This window comes from Algibacter amylolyticus (assembly GCF_014202225.1).
GTDB classification, from domain to species: Bacteria; Bacteroidota; Bacteroidia; order Flavobacteriales; family Flavobacteriaceae; genus Algibacter_B; species Algibacter_B amylolyticus.
Genome location: NZ_JACHGE010000004.1, coordinates 272,746 through 296,714 on the forward strand (window position 1 = coordinate 272,746; position 23,969 = coordinate 296,714).

Consider the following 23,969-nt stretch of genomic DNA (forward strand, 5'->3'; position numbering starts at 1 on the left):
TATATTTCAAAAAATACAAATTTTCATATTACATGCGTTCTTATTGCAGGGAATCCTGCCAAAATTATTAAAAGCATTGATAATTGTTAATAATTGTTATTTTTGCACACTTAAAACAAACCAATTATGAACGCATACGTATTTCCAGGTCAAGGTGCACAATTCTCAGGCATGGGTTTAGACCTTTATGAGAACTCACCTTTAGCACAACAACTTTTTGAACAAGCCAACGATATTCTTGGGTTTCATATCACAGATATTATGTTCGAAGGGTCTGCCGAAGACTTAAAAGAAACTAAAGTAACGCAACCTGCTATATTTTTACATTCTGTAATTTTAGCAAAAACATTAGGTGAAAGTTTTAAACCCGATATGGTTGCAGGACATTCTCTTGGAGAATTTTCAGCGCTAGTAGCAAATGGTGCATTAACCTTTGAAGATGGCTTAAAATTAGTCTCTCAACGTGCTATAGCTATGCAAAAAGCTTGCGAGTTACAACCAAGTACTATGGCTGCTGTTTTAGGACTTGAAGATGATATTGTTGAAAAAATATGTGCAACAACTGAAGGTATTGTAGTTGCCGCAAATTACAACTGCCCTGGACAATTAGTAATCTCTGGAGAAGTTGAAGCTATTAATAAAGCTTGCGAAGCCTTAAAAGAAGAAGGTGCACGTCGTGCATTAGTATTACCTGTAGGTGGTGCTTTCCATTCACCATTAATGGAACCAGCGCGCGAAGAACTTGCTGCAGCTATAAAAAACACAACATTTAGTAAACCTAACTGCCCAATTTACCAAAACGTAACAGCAAACGCTGTAATTGATGAAGAGGCTATTAAAGCCAACCTTATTTCGCAATTAACGGCGCCTGTACGTTGGACGCAATCTGTACAACAAATGATTGCCGATGGTGCAACATTGTTTACCGAAGTTGGTCCTGGTAAAGTTTTACAAGGTTTAGTAAAAAAGATTAACAGAGCCTCTGAAACGGCTTCTGCAACTTTCGAAACAAACAGTTAAATGAAGCTTACCAAACGCTCTATCTATATTATTTTAGTTATTGTTTTAACTATTGCTGCCGATCAAATATCGAAAGTTATGGTAAAGCAAAACGTAACTTTAAGAACCGAAGTAAACCCAGGAGAACGCATTCCTATTATTGGCGATGCCTTTATTTTAATGCATGTAGAAAACACAGGGGCATTTCTTGGTATGGGTAGCGAACTTAATGACACGCTAAGAGTACTATTATTACTAATATTACCAATAGTTGTTTTAGGTTTTGTCCTTCGTCATATATTCTTAGATAAATCCTTAGATAATTGGTCGCTTTTTGCTTTTGCAAGTATTATTGGCGGTGGTATTGCTAATGTTTACGATAGAATTGTTTATGGAAGAGTTACCGATTTCTTATATATAGATCTTGGTGGCGTTTTTAGGACTGGCATTTTTAATCTAGCCGATTTATCGGTTACCACCGGAATGATAATTCTGGTTATTATGACTTTTAAAAAGAAGAAAACCACAGCATAAAAAGGGTTGCTATTTTAATAGCAACCCTTTTTATTTATACTGTATCTGTAAAAAATTAATTCTCTCCTCTTACTTTTTGTTCCCATTTCCATGCAGAACGCATAGCATCATCAAGAGACAATTTAGTTTTCCAACCTAATTCCTTATTCGCTTTTTCTGTATCAGCATAGGCAGAAATAATATCGCCTTCTCTTCTACCTACTATTTTATAGTTTAACTGTTTACCCGAAACTTTTTCAAAAGATTTTACAACTTCTAAAACCGTGCTTCCTTTTCCTGTTCCTAAGTTAAAGGTTTCGTAGTTTGATTTGTTTTTATTTTGAAGTAACCTTCCTAAGGCAATAACGTGCGCTTTAGCTAAATCGACTACATGAATATAATCACGAATACATGTACCATCTGGCGTAGGATAATCATCACCAAAAACAGATAATTCTTGACGTATACCTATACCTGTTTGTGTAATAAATGGCACTAAATTTTGTGGCACTCCAATAGGCAGTTCTCCTATTTCAACCGACTCATGTGCTCCAACCGGATTAAAATAACGTAAGGCAATCGCTTTTAAATTTGGTGTTACTTTACAAGTATCACTAATTATTTCTTCACCTATTTGTTTAGTGTTTCCGTATGGCGACTCAGCTAACTTAACTGGTGCATTTTCTGTTATTGGCAACTCATCTGCTTGTCCGTAAACCGTACAAGACGAACTAAATATAAAACCTGCCGATGGTAACTTTTTTAATTCCTTTAGAATATAAACTAAAGTTGATATATTGTTTTCGTAGTACAACAAAGGTTCTTTTACACTCTCTCCTACAGCTTTACTTGCTGCAAAATGGATAACCCCTTTTATATCGTTATGCTTAGCAAAAAACTGTTCTACTTTGTCTTTCTCTTTTAAGTCTAACTTTTCAAAAATTGGCGTTTTTCCGGTAATTGCTGTAATGCCATCTAATACTTTTTCCGATGAGTTTGATAAATCGTCAATAATAACAACTTCATAGCCTTCATTTTGCAATTCTACTACGGTGTGAGAGCCAATAAATCCTAATCCGCCGGTAACTAATATTTTATCCATTTATAAATTTTATTATGGTTGTTGTTATAAGTTCAATTTGTTCGTCATCTAACTCTGTATGCATTGGTAAAGAAATAACATCTTTTACCAATTGATTTGTCACCTCAAAATGAGATTCCACATACCTTTCATCCAAATAAGCTTTCTGTTTATGTAACGGAATTGGGTAGTACACGCCACAAGGAATATTATTTTCATTTAAATGCTTTACTAAAGCATCCCTATCTACACCTTTCACTCTTAAAGTATATTGATGAAAAACATGGCAATCGCATGTATCGCAAATACCATCACATTCATTTACCGTTTTAGGGGTAATAACACTATCCATACCCTTAAAGGCGGCATTATATTTTCTTGCAGCGGTTTGTCTTGCTTTATTATAAGTATCTAAATGTGGTAATTTAGCATTTAACACAGCCGCTTGTATACTATCTAAACGCGAGTTTACACCAACTACATCATGATGGTAGCGTTCGTACATACCATGGTTTACAATACCTCTTATGGTATGTGCTAAATCATCATCATTTGTAAAAATGGCTCCACCATCTCCATAGCAACCTAAATTTTTAGAAGGAAAAAAAGATGTAGCTCCAACATTTCCAATGGTTCCGGCCTTAACCTTTTTGCCATTACTATATTTATAATCTGCTCCAATAGCTTGGGCATTATCCTCGATTACAAACAGGTTATGTTCTTTAGCAAGTTCCATGATTGCCTCCATATTTGCACACTGCCCAAATAAATGTACAGGCACAATAGCTTTTGTTTTTGGCGTAATTGCTTTTTTGATTGCTTCTATATTAATGTTAAAATTATCTTCATTAACATCAACCAAAACCGGCGTTAATTTTAATAATGCAATGACCTCTACGGTTGCTGCAAAAGTAAAATCGGCAGTAATAACCTCATCGCCTTGCTCTAAACCTAGACCCATCATTGCAATTTGCAAAGCATCTGTACCATTGGCACACGGAATAACGTGTTTTACGCCTAAATAATCCTCTAAAGATTTTTGAAACTTATGAACCTCAGGTCCATTTACAAATGCTGTGTTTTCAATAACTTCTTGAATAGACGAGTTAACAGCATCTTTTATGCCTGCATATTGACCTTTAAGATCAACCATTTGAATTTTCTTCATGTATAAAAAATTATAGCCTATCCATTATAAAACAAGAATACAGACTAATTTTTACGCCTCCCTAATTAGGGTTTGCTCAACACAAAATTACAAAATTGATAGACGTTAACCAATGTATTTATTTTAAAGAAATGTATTTTAGCATTAAAAGAAATAATATTGAGCTTAATATATAACATTGGAATTCATCTTACAGGTGTTGTACTAAAATTAGGAGCGCAGTTTAATGCAAAGCTTAAAAAAGGTATTATTGGTAGAGAAAACACGTTTCAAATTTTAAAAAACAACATACAAAAAGGTGATAAAACACTTTGGTTTCATTGTGCTTCATTAGGAGAATATGAGCAGGGACTTCCTGTATTTTTAGAACTCCGGAAACATTATAAAAACCATAAATTAATCTTGAGTTTTTTCTCGCCATCGGGTTATGAAATTCGAAAAAACTCACCTATAGCTAATGTGGTTATTTATTTGCCATTGGATACTAAAACCAATGCTAAACGCTTTTTAGATCTAATAAATCCAGAACTTACCATTTTTGTAAAATATGATATTTGGCCCAATTTTTTACATGAATTAAAAGCAAGACATTTGCGTGCCATCCTTATTTCTGCAGCCTTTAGAAAAGAACAATCTTATTTTAAATTTTACGGCAAACAGTTAAAACAAGCTCTTTTTGCTTTTGAACATATATTTACCCAAAACGAGGCTTCGAAAGCACTATTAGAATCTATAAATTACACCTCTGTTACTGTTAGCGGAGACACGCGTTATGATAGAGTTTACAGTCAATTAAGCTTAGATAACTCTTTAAATTTTATTGATACTTTTAAAAACAACAAACTTTGTATTGTTGCCGGTAGCACTTGGCCAGAAGGTGAAGCTCTTTTTGTTGAGTTTATAAACACTCAGGTTTCAAAAGATATAAAACTTATAATTGCCCCACACGATATTAAACCCGAGCGCATTAAAAAATTACAAGAAAAAATCAACTCTAAAACGGTTCTGTTTTCCGAAAAAGACAACCATAATTTAGCAGAATTCCAAGTCTTTATTATAGATACTATAGGTATTCTTTCTAAAATTTATAGTTACGCAGATATAGCTTATGTTGGCGGTGCCGTGGGTAATACTGGACTCCATAATACCTTAGAACCTGCCGTTTTTGGAGTTCCAATAGTAATAGGTAATAATCACGTAAAGTTTCTAGAAGCAAAAGCATTAATTAATAATGGCGGCATGTTTGAAATTGATAATCAATTAAAATTTAATGAAACCCTTAATAAATTAATTGCGGATAGTGACTTTAGAGCAGAAGCAGGGTCTTATAATAAAGCTTTTATAGAAAAGAATAAAGGGGCAGTCATCCAAATACTAGATTATTTACGTATATAGGTTGTTCTAAAAGATTACTTTTATAGAAGTAAAATTTGAAAACTAATTAATAACAGAAAACACTAAAACAAAAACCGATGAAAAAAGTATTATTAAGTTCAATTCTATTGTTAGCATTAAGTTTCACATCATGTAGAGACACAAAAAAAGGTGAATCTATTGGAGATGCCATTGAAAATGCTGCTGATGCTGCAGGCAATGCTGTAGAAGATGCTGCTGATGCAACTGGAAATGCTGTTGACTCTGCTGTAGATGCTGCAGGTGACGCTGCTAATAAAGCAGGTGAAGCTGTTGAGAATGCTGCTAATGCAACTGGTGAAGCTGTAAATTCTGCTGTTGATGCTGCAGGAAATGCAATTGACAACGCTGGAGAAAAAGCTGGAGAAGTTGTAAATGATGCAAAAGCAAAAACTAGTGATGCTGCTAATAAAGCTGCTGATGCAGTAAAAAAAGAAGCTGATAAATTAAAAGCTGCTCACTAATTAGTTAGTAGTTTTTTAATAACTCATAAAAACCACCTATATGGTGGTTTTTTTTATACCCTATATTGAACAAAAGCATTTAAAATAAGTAGTTTTAATACACTTAAAAGCTCAAAAACTAATTACTCATCTAGTTATTATTTAAACGCATTAAAATGAGGTAAAAATACTTTTTAGGTTTTGTCTTGTTGCTCTACAGATATAAATACATTAATAGTTTAAAATAATAAAGCGCTATTGTATTTCTACAATAGCGCTTTATTTATACTCGGTTGTAAAATATGATTTCTCATACTTTACCTGAACTAATTAAAATTAGATTCCTAAACCTTGTCCACCACCAACTTGGATAGTTTCAGCAGTTAAGAATGAAGCATCGTCACTTACTAAGAAAGAAACAACTGAAGCAACATTTTCTGGCTGACCTAATCTCCCTAATAAGATATTGTTTTTCCAAGAAGCGAATACTTCTGGCTTAGTAGATTTAATTTGCTTGTGGAAATCAGTATCAATAGTACCAGGAGATACTGCATTTACTCTAATTCCGTATTCAGCTAAATCTTTAGCTAATGCTCTAGTAATAGCATGAACTCCAGCTTTAGAAGTTCCGTAAATACCAGCACCAGGTCCACCAGCATTCCAACCAGCGATAGAAGTATAATTGATTATAGATGCATTTTCACCTTTTTTAAGGTAAGGGATTGCAGCTCTAGATGCAAAAAATGTAGAATCTAAATTTAAAGCCATTACGAATCTGTAAAATTCAGTAGTCATTTCTTCAAATCTAGAACGACCTCCTAAACCACCTGCGTTGTTAATAAGCGCATCAATTTTTCCGTACTTTTCACCAATCTTTGTAATGTTTTCTGTAACCTCATCTTCTTTAGTTACATCAAAACCATAATACTCTGAAGTTATACCTTCCGCAGTAAGTTCTTTAACTCTTTGCGCTCCGGCTTCATCATCAATACCATTTAATACTACAGTATATCCATCTTGACCTAATCTTTTTGCTACTTGAAAACCAATACCACCTGTAGCACCTGTTATAACTGCTACTTTTCCATTTGAATTACTCATACTCTTTAAATTTTTGTTAATTATTCTATTGTTTTTATAAATTTTATTTCTCTTTTAATGGTTCAATTTTTGGACATAAAATCCAAACACTGGCCATAGTAATAATTGCTAATGCCGCACCAATAATAAATGCTGGAGTATAATTACCTCCTGAAGTTAACCATGGTACCAATGCTGTTAAACCAAATGCACCTAATTTAGCTGCCATACCAGCAAAACCTGAAAGAGTACCTACTGTTTTTCCTCCAAATAAATCACTTGGTAATGTTTGCACATTTCCAATTGCTGTTTGGAAACCAAATAAAATAACAGCCATTAATAATACCGCAGTTACAGGACCACCTGGATTAGCCATTGCCAATAAAGCAGGTAACATAATTACACAGCCAAGTGTAATAACAAACTTTCTTGTTTTGTTTACAGTCCAACCTACTTTAATACGGTTTTGCGCTAATAAGCCTCCAAACCAAGCGCCTAACATAGCGCCTACATAAGGCACCCAAGCATAGAAACCAATTGATTTTACATCCATTCCATAAACTTCGTTTAGGTAAAGCGGAATCCAAAAAATGAATAACCACCAAATAGGATCTAATGCTGCTGATGCGATTATAACCCCCCAACTTTCTTTATGAGAAAGCATTGTAGTTGTATCAGGATTGTAACCATCATCGAACTCGCCATCGTTATCTTCATCTTGATTTTGTTGTCCTGTTAAAATATACTCACGCTCTTCATCAGATATCCAAGGGTGCTTTTTAGGTGGCGATTTTACTAAAATCCACCAAGGAATAAGCCATAACAATCCCGTTATACCTACTAGAATAAAAATCCAATTCCAACTAAAGTATACAGATAGCAATCCAATAGTTGGGAATGCTATGATACCACCAATTGCTGCACCAGAATTAAACAAACCTTGAGCAAAAGCACGCTCTTTGGTAGGAAACCACTCGGCATTGGCTTTTGCGGCACCAGGCCAGTTACCAGCTTCTGAAATCCCTAACAGCGAACGAAATAAGCTTAAGGTAAAAATACCTTTTGCAAATGCATGTAAAGCCGTTGCTATAGACCAAAACCCTATGGATAACGTAAATCCAATTCTAGTTCCTAACTTATCGAATATTTTACCAAAAATAGCTTGACCAAAGGCATAAGAAAATATGAAAATAGTCGAAATTATAGCGTAAATACTTTTTCGTTCATCGGGCGTCTTATCAGGATACAAATCCTTAGCAATATCTGGCCAAAGTACAGGCAATGCTTGCCTATCGATGTAATTTATAACAGTAGCTAAAGCAATTAAGCCTATTACCCACCATCTTAAACCTTTTAATTTCATATTTCTGTTATTTAACGAGGTGTTAACCTCTGGTTGTTAATAATTTAGTTAGGGTTCTTATTTAACATTATAGCAATATTGATATAATACGCTAAAATGATCTTTCATTTTTTGTTTTGCCATTACAGTATCCTGCTTTTTGATGGCTTCATAAATTTCATTATGCTCTTGTATACCAACCAATGACATTCTTTTATCGCAGACATGATATTTTTCGAAATCCATGATAATCTGAGGTGTAATAGTTAACATAAACGTATTCATTGAACTATTACCACTAGCTTTAGCTATGGCCAAATGAAATAGCAAATCTTCTTGCACAGCATCTTCACCCGATCGTACTTTATCTTCATAAGCATCTAATGCATCTTTAATGCGCTCTAAATCTTCTTCTGTACGTCTTAATGCCGCTAATCTAACGGTTTTTAATTCCAATAAAATTCTTGTTTCAACTAATGCCTTAAAATCCGGCGTCTTTAAACCTAAAATATCATCAATCATTCCGTTCATGGCTACAACTCCAATGTTAGCTACAAAGGTTCCACTTTGAGGAATTGACTTTAATAAACCATAAAATTCCAACTTTTGAATAGCGTCACGAACGTTACTTCTGCTTACTTCAAACTTATCAGATAACATTCTTTCGGAAGGTAATTTATCACCAGGCTCGAGGTTTTTAAAATTTATTAAATCTCTTATTTTACCAATAATGGTGTTTTGCACCATTTGATTTTCACTAACCGTTAATGACTCTAATTTCATATTTCTTATTTAATAGTTGGTAATAGATCTTTTTTAAACAAAATTTAAAAAAGCAAACATACGTCTTATTTAAAGTTTACTAAAATCAATGACTTACTTCTAGTTCGTAATATTTTATTTTAGAATAGGCACCTTCGTCTCTTGACTGAAAATAATTACCTGCTTTAAAATAATTTTCAAAAACGCCCCACCTTTTCATGTGGATATCATCGTAAACTTTATATTCATTACCATTAAGTATCACTACCATTTTACCTTTTGAAACTTGCACTTCTAAAGTAAACTTTCTAAATCCTACCTCTTGTTCAAAATTAAAACCTTCGTCGTCGCCCCAAGCATCTTCGTGAAGTAACTCTTCATCTGTAGCACTTAAATTTTTAAGCACTTTAGTTTTAACACGTACTTTCCCATTATCCCAATATATTTTTAAAATTGGTGGCGCATTATTATCTTTTTGCCCAATTAAATCTCTTTGTTCATTAGTTAAACGCCCATGGATTTGCATGATAATGGTTCTGTGATATTTACCATCTGAAGCTCTGGTGGTTTCTGCCATTTCCAATTTCCCTTTCATGTTTGCGCCTTGCTCAAAAGTCCAGTTTGTATTATTATCTCCTGGCACCATTTGCTCTCTCAATTCCGATCGTGTGTACTTTGTATTTGCTGTTGTCGCTTCGCTTGGAAACGAATAAAACACTATAGCTCCACTAGTAGAATCGTTATACATGTATGGCAACAATCTTTCATCGGTTGCATAATTCAAGATTTCTGGTGGCTCTATATTCATAGCTCTACCTTTGGCATTTAATTCTGGTGTTGTTACACTCCAGTGACTTAAATCGATCTTAGGAAGTTTCACCTTTTTCTTTTTCTGCTTCTTTTTCTTTTTGGCTTTTTTCTCAACTTTAACATCCGAGTCGGAAACGCTACCTTTTTGTGATTGGCAAGCAGCGTTTACAGATAGAAATGTTATCAATAAAATGCTTAATATTTCTTTACGGAAGTTTTTCATTTTCATTTATAAATTACAAAATTAAAATCCAGGAGTTTCAATTGAAATATCATCAATCCAAACCTCGTTATCTCCACTAGCATTTGCTCCTGGTTTACCATAAAATAATGCTGTTGTTGATGTTGCTACAAAAGTAAATGAATACTCTTCAAATGAATCTGAATTGTTTACGCCACCTGTAACTACGAGCTTACTAAGATTACTTGATTCTAAAGTCGTTTCATCTGGAATTTCATTATCCATAATATAAACAGATAATTCTCCAGCGCCTTCAGCTCTTACCCAAAGTTTTACAGTGTATTCAACTCCAACTTCAACTGCAAATGGTTGGTATGCTCTTCTTTGAATTTCATGAAGCTTTAATGCTCTAGGAGCAGAGTGCGCTGTAGAGCTTCCTCCTGGTGCTTCATTGCTAGTACTAATATTGTCTTCTATCCATGTATTTAAAGTGGAGTTTTTCCAACCTGCAAATGGCGAAGGAACATCACTTCCTGAAGCATCTTTTACAGTTGAATTAGGTGTCATATCAAATGCATCTGCATTATCGTTTAAATCTGTACCTGTTATTTCATCAATTGAGCCATTTAAAATCTTTGCTTCAACCGTTGCAGTAACTCCAGTTGGGTTACCGGATTCATCAAATCCAGGAGTCACAATTGAAATATCATCAATCCAAACCTCATTATCTCCACTTGCGTTGTCTCCCGGTTTACCATAAAACAATGCTGTTGTTGATGTTGCTACAAAAGTAAATGAATACTCTTCAAATGAATCAGAATTATTTACGCCACCTGTAACCACTAGTTTGCTAAGGTTGCCTGATTCTAAAGTTGTTTCATCTGGAATTTCATTATCCATAATGTAAACAGATAATTCTCCAGCCCCTTCAGCTCTTACCCAAAGTTTTACAGTGTATTCAACTCCCACTTCAACTGCAAATGGTTGGTATGCTCTTCTTTGAATTTCATGAAGCTTTAATGCTCTAGGAGCAGAGTGCGCTGTAGAGCTTCCTCCTGGTGCTTCATTGCTAGTACTAATATTGTCTTCTATCCATGTGTTTAAAGTGGAGTTTTTCCAACCTGCAAACGGTGAAGGAACATTACTTCCTGAAGCATCTTTCACAGTTGAATTAGGTGTCATATCAAATGCATCTGCATTATCGTTTAAATCTGTACCTGTTATTTCATCAATTGAGCCATTTAAAATCTTTGCAGCAAACGTTGCTTCAATTCCTCCAATTGGCACACTTTGAGTAATCGTTTTAGATACACCAGCGTCATTTGTTGTTGTTAATGTTACTTCATAAGTACCTTCCCCAGCATACATATGCATTGGATTAACCTCGGTAGATGTGTTCCCATCTCCAAAATCCCAACTATGTGAAACTGCTAATATTGATGCATCTGTAAATTGTACATTAAAACCAGAAACAGCAAATGTAAAATCAGGAATTGTTGATAATACTAAACCTTCTATGTTTTTTGAAATAGAAACCTGAACACCTAAAAAAGTAGTTGCTGTAAGTGTTGCTTTAAATGTTTCAGCTGTTTTATAAGTATGTACAGGATTAAATTTTGGATCTTCTTCTGAATCCTCGGCATCCCATTCTAAAGTTTCTCCATCACCAAAATCCCAAACTAAAGATTTTGCTCCAGAAGTTAAATTTTCAAAAGTTACTTCTGAATCTATTTTACTAATATTAAAATCAACAAAAATAGGTGCAACATCCGATGAATCTTCAGCTACTAAACCATCAGAACTTTTAGTGGTTAATGTCACTGTATATTCTCCTCCCGTTTGGTACGTGTAATTAGGATTTGCTTCTGTTGATGTGTTACCATCTCCAAAATCCCATAAATAAGAAGCTGCATCTGTTGAATAACTTCTAAACACAAACGACATGGTATCATCTGCGCTCGTACTTGTTGTAAACAATGTATTTGGTTGAATATTGTTTACATTTCCTGTTGGCGGAACAAACTCATCGTAACCACTATCATAACATGATACAAGGGCCAAAAACATAACGCAGAATGTAAAAACACTTCTATTCGTTATTTTAAATATTTTATAATTCATAATATTATTTTTTTAGAAGGTTTATTGTTTAACTGTAATATCGAATGCATCTACTCTACTCTCAACACCCGAATTAGTAATTAAAATGATTACCGCTTCGTTTTCACCAGCCTCGAATGTAATAGCATGTTTTTTGAAAACATTATCAACTCTTCCTACATTGGTATCTGTTCTTGAAGCAATAATATTTGCTTCTAATTTAGCGTCTTCTAATGAGTCGGCATTTGTACTTACAATAGAAACAGTAACATCACCAAAAGAAGTCTCTTCAAACGCAGTAAAATAAGTTAGCACATAGGTTGCTCCAGGAGTGACTTCAATTTCTTGATAACCTGTTCTTGTACCATCTGAAGGGAATTTTGCAGCTTGTACGCCTTCTGGCAAGTCGCTTCCTTCACCTCTTCCATTGCTATCTGTATTAATTTGAAAAACAGAACCCCACCTAGAACTACTTGGGGATCTCCAAGAATCTCTACCATCTCCAGTTCCATCAAACAAACTATTATCTTCAAAACCAGGTTCTCCAATTTCTGGAATTGGAATTGTTGGAATGGCTTGATTTACTGTAACTAATTTTTCGGTATAATCCGATTTACCTAAGTTATCGGTTACTGTTAAACCAACTGTATACTCACCAGGACCAGGAAAAGAAAAAATTAATTCTCGGTCTTGCAGTGTTGCTGCAGGTAAGTTAGCAATCTGACTTTCCAAGTCTGCAACGTTTTGTATAGTCTCATCTGACAAAGCATCCTGAGCATTAGCTAATTGCGCTTCGAAATCGACAATTTGAGCTTCTAAAACATCTTTTTTAGCTTGATTAGTTTCGCAAGGCAACTTAAATTTTCGTTTAGCTATTTCTTTTTCTAAGGCTACTATTGCTGCTAATTCTGCCTCAATAGATTTTTCTAGAATAGGTAAATCTTTATTAATAAGCGCTACATTTTCAGAAGGTGATACCGACCACTGGTAACTTGTACCATTTACAGCTAAATTGGAACCGCCTTGAAAATTAAAATCATACTTAGCCCATAATTCAACATCATTACAATCAAACTCTGATGATGTTACATCGGTTAAGTTATAAAAAGGTGTAGGACCAGTAATATCTTCCAAATCACCTACGTTAGCTAAATCATCGCTAACACATGCTGTTAGAGAAACAAATGTTCCTAACACAATATATTTTAATTTAATTAAATATTTTTTCATAATTATGCGATTTTAGTATCCGTTATTTTGGTTATAAAAACCAGGTAAATTGTCAATTTCTCTTTGAGGAAAAGGAAGGTATTTCTTTTCATTTGTGTAAAACAAGCTGTTTTGAGTTGAAAAACCTGTTAAAACTCTATCGGCTTCACCAAATCTTATTAAGTCGTATAAACGTTGATTTTCATAAACAAACTCAACACGACGCTCTGCTAATAATTCTTCCTTTGTTAAATTAGCCACCTCTTCAAGTCCAGCTCTTGCTCGCACTTTATTAAAAGCATCAACAGCTCTTGTATCTGTAGTACTATCATCACCTCCTAAAATAGCTTCTGCATATAACAACAATACATCTGCATATCTTAAAACAACCCAATCATTATCACCAATTTCACCGTTAGTTGGGAATTTAGTATTAAAAACATCGATAGTATTATCTGAAAGAAACGCACCATATTCGATTGGATTTAGTGACGCATAAAATCTAACAGGTTGTTCTTCTGGATTCATAACTTGTAAAAAGTCAATAGAAGCAATATTTACACCATTTGAAGGTCCTTGTAAAGTCATTGCAAAACTGTGTGCCTCAGAATCGGTTTCAACTTGATCTCCTAATTCACTATCACTAGTTACATAATTATCACTACTAACTAAATCGTAAGCAATTGAAAAAATAACTTCATCATTAATTTCTAACGCTGAACTATTAGACCAAGATCCATCTAGCACACCATCTGCATAACCTGCCGAAATAGCGTTACCTAAAACATGTCCATAATCCATTACCAAATTAGCGTTATACTCATCATCCGTTAAAAGATCTATTGTTGGATTTAAAGGATCTGCATTAAACTCAAATTGTTCAGCATTATTTCTTTCTGTAAAAATTAAATCGTAGTTATATGCGCCGTTGTTTTCTACTACCGAAGCTAATAAAAGCTCTGCCTCGTCATAATTAGGGTTTGGTTGGCTTAAATATGCTTTTGCCGCTAAACAAATAGCAGCTCCTTTTGTAGGGCGGTATCTATTTTGTACACCACCATCTAAATAGGCTATCGATGTTTTAAAATCGTTAATGATTTTTTCATAAACATCGGCTTCTGGCAATTGAGGATAATTTAAAGCTTCATCTTTAGTGATATCCAAAACTTTATCTACATAAGGCACATTTTGGTACGCTCTTACCAAATTAAAATGACATAAAGCTCTCATAAAATACGCTTCTCCAACAGCATATTGTTGGTTTTCTGGAGCTAAAAAACGATTATCGATAACAGTATTAGCATGCTTAATAGTAGACATATTATTAGAATAATATGTTGCTACATCACCATTATTAGGGTCGACGTTATAAGCGTTAATTGCTGGAAAGTTGCCGTTTTCTGAATTTGCTCTTACATTATCAGATCTTAATTCAATTAACAAAAACTCGTTTGCAGGAACTTTTTGATAAGCATCTAAAACACCGTTTGCTAATAATTGAAATCCATTATCCGTTTGCAGTAACTCTTCAATTGAAAGTGCAGTAGGGTTACTAAGATCAAGTTCTTTTTCGCAACTTGTAACTAAAGCTACTAAAGAAAAACACGCTATTATTTTTATATATATATTTTTCATAATTAATTAAAATTGAAAGTTAATCCCTGCTGAAATTGTTCTAACCACTGGACCATCTCCTCTTTGGTAACCAGATGTAAGCGGGGTATTTGCGTTATCTGATGTTTGACCGGAAGCATCTGGATTAAATCCTTCATAGCCTTTAGCTGTGAAGAACAATAAATTCTCTCCTGTTATATAAAATCTTAATCTATCGATACCATTTTTAGAAGTAAATGAATCTGGTAAAGAATAACCAAGTGTTACATTTCTTAATGTTACAAAAGATGCATCTTGTATATGATCGTCTGTAAATCTTCTGTGCACTGTTAAATCTCTATCTGGAAAACTTGCAAGCTCATTTACTGCAGACTCACTAGCGTAATACAATTGATCTAAATCGGCAACTCTTACTTCTGCACCATGAGATCCTTGCCATTGGAAAGAGAAATCGAAATCATTATACTTAAAATCTGAATTAAATCCCCATGTAAAGTCAGGATAAGGACTTCCTAATTCCGTTCTATCTTCATCATCAATAATACCATCGTTATTTAAATCTTTTACATAAACATCTGCAAAATCATTATTAAACCTATTAAAAGGATTATCTACCCACTCTAATGGAATTTCCTTTTCGTAAACCCAACCATAAAACGACGTTATTGGCTGTCCTACTCTAGCTATAAATTGTGTAGCTCTAGTATCTTGTGCGATTTCAGAAATAATTTGTTCACTTTTACCTAAACTTTCAACCGTATTTCTGTTTAAAGAAAATTGTCCTGAAGCTACCCAGCTAAAGTTTTCGTTTGTTATAATTCTTGAATTTAATTCTATTTCAACACCTTCATTTTTTACTTCACCTATATTTTGAAGCCAATTATCTGCACCATAAGTACCTGGTATTGGAGCAAAAAGAATTAAGTCCTCACTTGTTCTTGTATAATAATCTAATGTAAGATTTAGAAGTCCTCTACCAAAAGTAACATCTATACCTGGGTTAAATTCTATTAATTTTTCCCAACCTAAATCTTGATTAGCTAAAGTAAGTCCTTTAACACCTGTTTGTCCGTTATAACCAACAGTACCAAAAGTTTCTTCAAATCTGTAAAGTGATTCAAAAATATTATTAGAAATTTCATTAGAACCAGAAACACCGTAACTCGCTCTTAATTTTAAAAATGTTACAAAATCGCTAGATGATAAGAAATCTTCGTTTGACATTACCCAACCTGCCGAAGCTGCTGGGAAAAATCCAAATCTAGTATTAGGACCAAATCTAGTACTACCATCTGTACGAGCAGATACTTGTAGTAAGTACTTTTCGTTGTAGTTATAATCTATTCTTCCAAAATAAGACACTAACTTATCAGTTCCATTATCAGTTGATGTTGTACCACCGTCTGCAAGTGCTATATTGTTGTTAAAGTCGTTAGTATAACCTACAGCCTCTGAATCTTGAGCATAAAAATCTCTTTGCGTATATTCAAATCCTAATAAAGAATTAAAATTATGCTTCCCAAAATTTTTCTTGTATTTAAGAAGTGATTCAAATGCGAATTGATTTAACTCGTCGCGTCCTTCGGCTCTGTAAGATTCTTGATCTCTGTTTTCTTGACCATATAGATAATCAAATTCATTTGACTTATTATGTCTAAAAACACTAGAAACTGTTTGTCTGAAATTAAGACCTTTACTTAACTCAAAATCAACATAAGACGATGCGTTTAAACTTAATTTTTTCTTTGTTCTAGATCGTTCTAGAAAATGCACCATAGGATGTACATTTTTAGTAGTTGACAAGGTTAAACCGCCAGAAGTTAAATCGCTAGCTATTGGTAATCCTGTATTTGGATCTCTAAGTATATCTCTAGGATTATTAGGATCTACTGTAAAAACGTGATCAAAAGCTCTTGAAAAACCGTAGCTACCTACGCCAAGGTTTTCAAATAACTTTCCTGCATCAGTTGAAACACCTACATCGGTAGAAAAATTAGTAACATACTCTAAATGATCTTCATTTAAGTATAATGGTAAGTGCCCATATTGTCTTAAGGGATCTGTAAAACGAGCTGGTAACTTATTTTGATCGTTATAGTTAACGTTTAAACTTGCCCCAAACTTAATTTTCTTGTTTTTAGATTTACTATCAACTTTAATTCTAGCATTATACTTTTTGAAATTATCTGTTAATGCAATTCCTTCATCTTCCAGATATCCTAAAGACGCCGTATAATTTGTTAATTCAGTTCCTCCTCTTACAGCTAAAGAGTGGCTAGTAATAATACCTCCATTAAAAACCTCGTCTTGCCAGTTTTTTTCACCATCGCCTAAAGAAGCAATAAAATCCATAGCCTCTAGCTCTGCGTAAGCTGAATTATAATCACCAATTACTCTATCGTAGTTTGGACTATCTTGCGAAATACCATCAATAACTCCTTGCAAGCCATTTAACCTAGCTCTTTCATCGGCTATTGATGTATTAAAGTTATCGTTTTTATTTGCGTATTTATATCCCATGAAAGTATTATAGGAGAATCTTGTTTTACCTAAAACACCCTTTTTAAGTGTTACTAAAATAACACCATTTGCACCACGAGAACCGTAAATTGCAACAGAAGAAGCATCTTTTAAAACACTTATAGATTCAATATCATTATTATCAATAGAACCTAAAATATCGGCATCGGTACCTAAAACAATCCCATCAACTACTATTAAAGGAGACGATGAACCTGTAATAGATCCTGGCCCTCTTAATGTAATCTTAGGATCACCACCAGCTTCCGATGATGCTACTTGAATTCGTAAACCAGCTACTTTTCCTTGCAGTGCATCTTCTACACGAGCTACAGAATTATTTTCAAGATCTTTACCAGAAACTTTTGTTAAAGCACTTGTTAAGGTTTTTTGCTTTTGATCGCCATATCCAATAACCACAACTTCATTTAATTGAGCTATATCCTCTTCTAAAGCTATATTAATTGTTTTTTGATCTGTAACAATTACTGTTTTAGACACAAAACCAATGTAAGAGAATTGTAATACATCTCCATTACTGGCATTAATTTGATAATTCCCATCAAAATCTGTCGAGGCACCTGTTGAGGTATTTAGTATAATAACATTAACACCTGGAATAGGGATGTTATCTGTAGCAGAGACAACAGTACCTTTTATAGGGGTACTTTGTGCAAAAATGGTAATATTGACCATCAACATTACCATAAAAAAAAGCTTAGTTTTCAAATTCATAATTAGATAATTTGATTTTAATTTAGTTTGTTACTAGTTAATCAGCAAAAACAATTTTAAAAGTGTAGTTTAATATTATACTTTTAAAAAGTGGTTTACATTGAGTTATTGAGTTCCCAATGTAATTAATTTAGTTTATTGGGAAACCAAATTGGTTAACCAATTTGGTTTCCCAAATATATGTTAATTTTTAGTATTAGCAAAAAATAAAAATACCTTTAACACTTTTACACCAAAGAACCCTTTATTAAAGCGGTATTGACAAAAAAACTTATCCTTTACATCGCTAAAAAAAGTTACTTTTTGATACTTATATTTGAACTCACACATTTTATTTTGGCATTAAAACCTACTTTAAAAACATAGATTCTTCAGCTCTGACGACTTTATTATTATGATTTATCACCAAAATAAGACACCTCTCCACCAGTTAAAAAATCTTCTCTTACAGGGCTAAATGTATCTATTAACTCGCCTTCTTCTAAACATAGTGCACTATGCAATAAATTAGGCTCAATATAAATGCCATCTCCTGCTTCTACAATTTTCTTTACGCCATCAATTTCAAATTCAAATTTACCCGATGCACAAAAGGTAGCTTGTGTGTGAAAATGTTGATGTGGAGAACCAAATGCTCCTTTTGTAAATTTCACTCTTACCATCATGATTTGATTATCGTATCCTAAAAACTTTCTGGATACTCCGCCTCCTAATTCTTCCCATTCCATGTCTTTTGTGATGACATACTTTTCACTAGATCTTTTCATATTGATTAATTTAAGTTGATTTGTTTATTTATTTGAAATAATAAGAACCAGACCACTCATAGCTCTCATTATTGATAGTTAATTTATGTTTGATGCCCTTGTCTTGTTTAGTATTAGCGGTAATAAATAATTTGGAAACACCGTTTACGTTGGTAATAACAATTGCCGTATAATCTGCGTTATCTAAAACTACTTTTAAATGGGCTATATTACTATTTGAGTTTACTGCCGATTCTGTTACTGGGCTATAACCACCATGCGCTTCAATGGTTGAAACAAACGTTGTATTCTTTACGTTTTTACGTCTTAAAAGTAAAGCAGCTTCTCGCCTTAAGTTAAACTCCGGATCGTTTGCACCTATTCGTGTAAATAATAAATTATCGGCATTACTAGTAACCGTAGTTAGGGTATAAAACTTACCTTTATTTAACCAGGACAGTTTACTGTTATCGCTTTGCGCTTTAGCACTGCCTTCTAAAAATAAATGTTGATATCCGTTTTTATTACCAAGTGGTTTTAAAGTTTCTGGAGTTTTGTATTTAAAATTAGTTTGCAATACTTGACCTAAAAAATAATATGGAAAATCGTATTGATTTGCTTTATTGGAAGTCACCCTCATGATATCTAACACGTAAGGCTTCTCAAAATCTTCATCCTTAATAACAGCCATTGTACGAAGCATTTCTGTTCCTGGATACGCATGAGTATCAATGGCACTTGCTACTTGTACACTTTCATTTTCTGATGAAAAATAATGTAACTCTGGATGGTATTTACTGCCTGTTTCAAATTTAGCATTAAAATGAGAGGTTTCATTTTGAGTAACGGTATTATGAGCTATAGTTTGTTTTGCCCAAGTTTTATTTTCTTTTAAATAATTTCCGCCGCCTTTCTGCTCAATATTTACAAAACGTGCTAATCCATAGTCTTGGATAACCTCATCGCCTCTTTCGTATAAGGAATACGATAATTTATCGTAATGCCCATGACTAGAACCTTGAGCCGCATATTTAAAAACAACCTCTATACCTTGGTTACGCAAAATACCAACACCACCTTGTGTGCCGTTAGGACCATCGGTTAAATTAATAGACTTCTTCTCAAACGGTTTTTCTAAACCCTCTTTTATACCTAAAGCTACCGCTAAACCAGAATCATCTAACAAGACTTTATTTTGTTGTTTGGCTATACTTAATAGCCCTGGATCTTGACCACCAAAATGATACGAAATATCTACAGCCGTAACTAAAGCACTATTGTAATACGACATGCCTTTCTGGCCATCGTTAAGCGGAAAGAAATCCCCATCGGCATCAGACAAGTTTAATAATGCATTTATAGATTTTAAAAGCACGCCATCTTTATATTCGAAAATTTTAACATCTGGCCTTACGTTATGCAAACCTTCAGCAAAAATTAAAAAAGGATACATAGCATACCTTTGGTAATATGGCCCTTCGTTGTAATAACCATCTGGCGAAAAAGGCTCTTCAATATTTGCTAAAAAGCCAGCTTTTCCATCTTTGTTAATATATCCACCATCGTCATCTTTAGCGGTTTTATCCATTTCTAGATCCTTGATACCGTATAATGCACGCTGAATTAGCTCTTCATCATCCATAACCAACCCAATCATTCCAACGGCTGCATTTCCCCACGTACTATGGTTGTGCACTCTATTATAAAACTGAGGATTCTCTATAGAAATATAATCTGCAAAGGGCTTAAACAAGTTAGTTTCTAGTTTATTTCTTTCTTCTTCAGTTAAGTAATTATAAACGCAATCGTATGCTTGACTAACATAAACCAACCAATTAGAATCGTTTAAACATTGCCAGAATAACTTACCTCTAGCGTACGATCTTGTTTTAGGATGCACAGGCAACGTTTTGTACATGCCTTCATATTGCATTAGCATGTCTTTTACATACTTTGCATATTTTTCGTTGTCTAGAATTTGATACAAAACACCAGCTTTTTGCATCACTACCATGTTACGTTTATGGCGATCGTGTGTATATCCTCCCGAATAATCTTTTGGAGTTGGTGTATCGATACCTAAGGCAATTTCCGCATCAATTTCTTCTTGAACCTCTTTTAGCGTATTATCAAAAATTGGAATATTACCTAATTGTGCTCTAATCTCTTTAACACCTTTTTTGGTAAGAATTAATTTTGGGTGACCATCTTGTTCACTTTCCTCCGCTACGTTTTCCGTTTTATTATTACAAGAAAATAACGTGATAAGCAATACACTTAATAATAAGGTTCTATTTAATTTCATAGTTTCGTTTAAAATTTAGCTCCCAAATACAAAAGCGTTTTTTTTTACAAATTAAATAATGAATTATTAGCAGCATCAAACAAACTATTCAATCCCGCTTTACATGAATAGTTCTTTTTGTAGTTTAACGCCACTAATGATTCCATTTTCGAAGCAGTCCTTAAAACAAAGGATTTGCTTTATTTCTTTTTAATATAGACAGGAAACAAAATGCTATGTTTACCAGCGACTAACTCAAACATTTCACAAAGAATGCCTTTTGAAATCCCTGTCTCTATTAATTGATTTATAATATATTTTCTAAATCATCATTTTTAACTTACACCTTTAGTTTTGCGCCCCTAGAAATGGGTTAAAAAACACCTAATGAGTTAAATGAGACCAATCTGGTTAACCAAATTGGTTTACCAAATATATAGGTATTTCCTATTTTTACAAAAAAAATAACTATAAAATGTGAATTTTAACATAATTAAACTAAAAAACGCCCATAAAAATGGGCGTTTAAAGTCTTTTTAATTTAAAAAATATTCTGGATTTTAAAAACTGAGAACTCCTTTTAAACTAGTACATCAATTTCATTTCTAAATTTTCTTGAACCTTAATTTGTCCAGAGTTACTTATTGTATTATTTGACTGCGCGTTGTTTTTTGCACCCCATAAAACAGAAACAAAAGCCACCGGATTATTTTTAAAAGTATTACCTGTAATATTTACATTTACTATTCCATGATGGTTTAATAGAATTCGGTTATCTTCTTTAACACCACAATTTGTAAATGTAGAATTTGAAACTATAAGATTACCTCCAATTGTAGACTCATCATAACCACCTCGGTAATAATCAACTACATTAGCCTTTACATTATTGAATTTACAAGAATCGATAGTTAAATACTCGGTATTATAATCTCCTTTTGCATTTATTTCTCCTGATAACTCAATACCATTTAAACAGTCTGAAATATTAGTATTATTAAAAGTAATACGTTCTGAAAAAGATTCTTTAAAAACTTTAAGCACGTAATTAAAATTACTTATTTCGGTATTTGAAACTGTTAATCCAAAATGATTAGACATATTTTCTTTTAAACTCGCAAAGGCATAATTAGTATTATTTCCTTTTAAGTCTAAATTATTAACGGTTAACTTACCTTTTGGGTTTAGCGAAAATAATGGCGAATTAGCTGTTCCATTGAATACCACTTGCGCTTTCTCCCCTTTTTTAGATTGAATTGTAATTGCTTTATTAATAACTAAAGACTTTTCTACGTTATAAACACCTGGACTTAATACTATAATATCACCTTTATTAGCGGCGTCTATTTTGGCCTGTATCTCACTAGCATTAGTAACAACATGAGAAACAGGATCACTAGGTTCTACTTCATTTGAAAACCAGTCTGTACCGTATTTAGATTTATCAAGTATATTTGGGTTAGCAACATCCACTCCAATAATTGCACCAATACTATTATTGTTTTCTCTAGATTTACCGAATAAATCTGTTTTTATATTTCCGAAATCAAATCCTACATATGGTTCGATATCGTTTGGTACGCCGGTTGGAATTTTAATGTTTTCAGAAATAATTTTTAAGCTCAATGACACCTCTTTTATGCCTCCATCAAAACCATTAAATTTAACGCCTTTATTATCTACAATATTATTTTTAAAAGTAACACCATCAGCCTTATCGTTTTCAATAACAATAGCCTCTAGACCCGTTTCATTATAAATAACATTATTAGCTACAGTGGTTCTAACTGCTCTTGCAGAACGAATTTCAGACTTGGGCAACACATCGGCTTGAGCAATATTTGTACCCACACCAAACTGCCAAGGCGTGCTACAATTAACGTAAGTATTGTAAGCAACAACAACATCGGTAACTTGGTTATATCTATTTTGTGGCGATTTTGGTATACCGTTCATTACAGCCAACGGGCTTCTAAAACTTGTACCTTTTAAGTTGAAAAAATAATTATTAGTTACCCAATGTCCCGTATTTATTATTCGGATACCACCATAATTTTCATTTACACCATCACCAATAAAATAGTTACCATCAATCGTGCAATAATTACCATGTCTAGTTACTAAAGACCCTTCACTTTTATAAAACACATTGTTTCTAAACTCATTAAAGTTAGTCTTGCTTGATATTACTTCAACTTCGCCATTACACTCTTCAAATAAGTTATTTGCGACCATAGTATAACTTGGAGCCATAGATGTAAAACTATTTCCTAATTGAATAGTTTCACCACTTGGACCTCCTTTTACAGGTCTTGGTCCAAAATGATTATTTACAATTTGATGATAGTTATTAATGCTTTCAATACCCTCTAAATTAACTCGAATGGTTGGCCCTCTATTGGTTTTTCCGGCTATATAGCAGTTACTTAACTCGTTGTGTCTTCCCCAGAAATTAACCCATAAATCGCTGTCATCACGTTTTAGCTTATTAAAATCCTCAATAACGCAATTTGTTATTTTACAGTTATTTGCAATCTCATCATCATTTATTTTAAACTCGACTACTGCTCTTGATGGCGAATAACCATTTTTAAAATGCAAGCCTTCAACCTCTAGATGCTGGCCGCCGAATTTTAAATACGATTTCCCTTCAATAGAAACTTTACCTGCTGTTTCGGCACTTAACACAATAGGATTATCCTTTGTTCCGTGGCCTCTAAATTTAATTTCTACATCTTTCCATACACCATTTGCAAGCACAATATTATCTCCTGGCTTAGCATCTTTAATAGCATTGTTTAAAGCTTCAATATTATCTACCTTAATACCACTTTTAACAGCAGATTCTTTACACCCAAAAGCAAGGAATAAAACACTTAGGTAGATTAAAATATTATTTTTCAATTTAAAATTAGCGGTGTAATTCATTAGTATTATTTCTTTTTATTTTATTTATTAATATCACCCAA

General features: G+C 33.4%; 17 protein-coding genes. 4 read left to right on the plus strand and 13 right to left on the minus strand.

Going from position 1 to position 23,969, the window contains the following annotated elements; genetic code table 11:
• The first annotated feature begins 126 nt into the window (after positions 1 to 126).
• Both fabD and lspA read left to right on the plus strand, forming a co-directional pair.
• Positions 127 to 1,020 (plus strand): ACP S-malonyltransferase, encoded by an 894-nt coding sequence (gene fabD / locus HNQ90_RS10780; RefSeq protein ID WP_144115806.1) that lies wholly within the window; start codon positions 127 to 129, stop codon positions 1,018 to 1,020.
• Positions 1,021 to 1,533: a signal peptidase II gene (gene lspA / locus HNQ90_RS10785; RefSeq protein WP_144115807.1), complete on the plus strand. Its 513-nt coding sequence runs from the start codon at positions 1,021 to 1,023 to the stop codon at positions 1,531 to 1,533.
• Positions 1,534 to 1,588: 55 nt separating this feature from the next.
• Here the strand turns inward: lspA and galE are convergent, their stop codons facing one another.
• Positions 1,589 to 2,614: a UDP-glucose 4-epimerase GalE gene (galE, locus tag HNQ90_RS10790; RefSeq protein WP_144115808.1), complete on the minus strand. Its 1,026-nt coding sequence runs from the start codon at positions 2,612 to 2,614 to the stop codon at positions 1,589 to 1,591.
• Entirely contained in the window at positions 2,607 to 3,761 is a 1,155-nt protein-coding gene (locus HNQ90_RS10795) for a DegT/DnrJ/EryC1/StrS family aminotransferase (RefSeq protein WP_144115809.1), read from the minus strand. Before HNQ90_RS10795 ends, galE begins: the two co-directional genes overlap by 8 nt.
• A 159-nt stretch (positions 3,762 to 3,920) precedes the next feature.
• On the opposite strand from HNQ90_RS10795, the gene HNQ90_RS10800 reads away from it, so the two are divergent.
• Together HNQ90_RS10800 and HNQ90_RS10805 are read left to right on the plus strand one after the other, a co-directional pair.
• Positions 3,921 to 5,156, plus strand: a complete 1,236-nt coding sequence (locus HNQ90_RS10800) for a 3-deoxy-D-manno-octulosonic acid transferase (protein ID WP_144115810.1) — start codon at positions 3,921 to 3,923, stop codon at positions 5,154 to 5,156.
• Positions 5,157 to 5,233: 77 nt separating this feature from the next.
• Entirely contained in the window at positions 5,234 to 5,638 is a 405-nt protein-coding gene (locus HNQ90_RS10805; protein ID WP_144115811.1) for a hypothetical protein, read from the plus strand.
• Between the two features lie 315 nt (positions 5,639 to 5,953).
• Here the strand turns inward: HNQ90_RS10805 and HNQ90_RS10810 are convergent, their stop codons facing one another.
• From HNQ90_RS10810 to HNQ90_RS10860, 11 genes are all read right to left on the minus strand, one after another.
• Positions 5,954 to 6,718, minus strand: coding sequence for an SDR family NAD(P)-dependent oxidoreductase (locus HNQ90_RS10810; RefSeq protein WP_144115812.1), 765 nt, complete (start codon positions 6,716 to 6,718; stop codon positions 5,954 to 5,956).
• A gap of 43 nt (positions 6,719 to 6,761) precedes the next feature.
• Positions 6,762 to 8,060 (minus strand): MFS transporter, encoded by a 1,299-nt coding sequence (locus tag HNQ90_RS10815; protein ID WP_144115813.1) that lies wholly within the window; start codon positions 8,058 to 8,060, stop codon positions 6,762 to 6,764.
• A gap of 57 nt (positions 8,061 to 8,117) precedes the next feature.
• The gene (locus HNQ90_RS10820) at positions 8,118 to 8,822 is read right to left on the minus strand and encodes a FadR/GntR family transcriptional regulator (protein ID WP_144115814.1); all 705 of its coding nucleotides are present in this window, start codon (positions 8,820 to 8,822) and stop codon (positions 8,118 to 8,120) included.
• A gap of 85 nt (positions 8,823 to 8,907) precedes the next feature.
• A complete protein-coding gene (locus HNQ90_RS10825; RefSeq protein WP_144115815.1) occupies positions 8,908 to 9,834 on the minus strand; it encodes a polysaccharide lyase family 7 protein in 927 nt (308 codons plus the stop codon).
• 21 nt (positions 9,835 to 9,855) lie between these two features.
• Positions 9,856 to 11,913: a PKD domain-containing protein gene (locus HNQ90_RS18055; RefSeq protein WP_172625833.1), complete on the minus strand. Its 2,058-nt coding sequence runs from the start codon at positions 11,911 to 11,913 to the stop codon at positions 9,856 to 9,858.
• A gap of 21 nt (positions 11,914 to 11,934) precedes the next feature.
• Complete coding sequence (locus HNQ90_RS10835; protein ID WP_144115816.1) at positions 11,935 to 13,122, minus strand: hypothetical protein; 1,188 nt, start codon at positions 13,120 to 13,122, stop codon at positions 11,935 to 11,937.
• Between the two features lie 12 nt (positions 13,123 to 13,134).
• Positions 13,135 to 14,736 carry a RagB/SusD family nutrient uptake outer membrane protein gene (locus HNQ90_RS10840; protein WP_144115817.1) on the minus strand — a complete coding sequence of 534 codons (1,602 nt, stop codon included), beginning with the start codon at positions 14,734 to 14,736 and terminating at the stop codon, positions 13,135 to 13,137.
• 6 nt (positions 14,737 to 14,742) lie between these two features.
• Positions 14,743 to 17,970, minus strand: a complete 3,228-nt coding sequence (locus tag HNQ90_RS10845; RefSeq protein WP_144115818.1) for a SusC/RagA family TonB-linked outer membrane protein — start codon at positions 17,968 to 17,970, stop codon at positions 14,743 to 14,745.
• A 392-nt stretch (positions 17,971 to 18,362) separates the two neighbouring features.
• Positions 18,363 to 18,737, minus strand: a complete 375-nt coding sequence (locus HNQ90_RS10850) for a cupin domain-containing protein (protein WP_144115819.1) — start codon at positions 18,735 to 18,737, stop codon at positions 18,363 to 18,365.
• A 28-nt stretch (positions 18,738 to 18,765) separates the two neighbouring features.
• Positions 18,766 to 21,021 (minus strand): alginate lyase family protein, encoded by a 2,256-nt coding sequence (locus HNQ90_RS10855; RefSeq protein ID WP_144115820.1) that lies wholly within the window; start codon positions 21,019 to 21,021, stop codon positions 18,766 to 18,768.
• A gap of 564 nt (positions 21,022 to 21,585) precedes the next feature.
• Positions 21,586 to 23,928, minus strand: coding sequence for a chondroitinase-B domain-containing protein (locus HNQ90_RS10860; protein ID WP_144115821.1), 2,343 nt, complete (start codon positions 23,926 to 23,928; stop codon positions 21,586 to 21,588).
• Positions 23,929 to 23,969 lie beyond the last annotated feature (41 nt).

Coding starts and splice junctions, on each gene's coding strand:
- fabD (WP_144115806.1), top strand. CDS start 127: ATGAACGCATACGTATTTCCAGGTCAAGGTGCACAATTCTCAGGCATG.
- lspA (WP_144115807.1), top strand. CDS start 1,021: ATGAAGCTTACCAAACGCTCTATCTATATTATTTTAGTTATTGTTTTA.
- galE (WP_144115808.1), bottom strand. CDS start 2,614: ATGGATAAAATATTAGTTACCGGCGGATTAGGATTTATTGGCTCTCAC.
- HNQ90_RS10795 (WP_144115809.1), bottom strand. CDS start 3,761: ATGAAGAAAATTCAAATGGTTGATCTTAAAGGTCAATATGCAGGCATA.
- HNQ90_RS10805 (WP_144115811.1), top strand. CDS start 5,234: ATGAAAAAAGTATTATTAAGTTCAATTCTATTGTTAGCATTAAGTTTC.
- HNQ90_RS10810 (WP_144115812.1), bottom strand. CDS start 6,718: ATGAGTAATTCAAATGGAAAAGTAGCAGTTATAACAGGTGCTACAGGT.
- HNQ90_RS10815 (WP_144115813.1), bottom strand. CDS start 8,060: ATGAAATTAAAAGGTTTAAGATGGTGGGTAATAGGCTTAATTGCTTTA.
- HNQ90_RS10820 (WP_144115814.1), bottom strand. CDS start 8,822: ATGAAATTAGAGTCATTAACGGTTAGTGAAAATCAAATGGTGCAAAAC.
- HNQ90_RS10825 (WP_144115815.1), bottom strand. CDS start 9,834: ATGAAAAACTTCCGTAAAGAAATATTAAGCATTTTATTGATAACATTT.
- HNQ90_RS18055 (WP_172625833.1), bottom strand. CDS start 11,913: ATGAATTATAAAATATTTAAAATAACGAATAGAAGTGTTTTTACATTC.
- HNQ90_RS10835 (WP_144115816.1), bottom strand. CDS start 13,122: ATGAAAAAATATTTAATTAAATTAAAATATATTGTGTTAGGAACATTT.
- HNQ90_RS10840 (WP_144115817.1), bottom strand. CDS start 14,736: ATGAAAAATATATATATAAAAATAATAGCGTGTTTTTCTTTAGTAGCT.
- HNQ90_RS10845 (WP_144115818.1), bottom strand. CDS start 17,970: ATGAATTTGAAAACTAAGCTTTTTTTTATGGTAATGTTGATGGTCAAT.
- HNQ90_RS10850 (WP_144115819.1), bottom strand. CDS start 18,737: ATGAAAAGATCTAGTGAAAAGTATGTCATCACAAAAGACATGGAATGG.
- HNQ90_RS10855 (WP_144115820.1), bottom strand. CDS start 21,021: ATGAAATTAAATAGAACCTTATTATTAAGTGTATTGCTTATCACGTTA.
- HNQ90_RS10860 (WP_144115821.1), bottom strand. CDS start 23,928: ATGAATTACACCGCTAATTTTAAATTGAAAAATAATATTTTAATCTAC.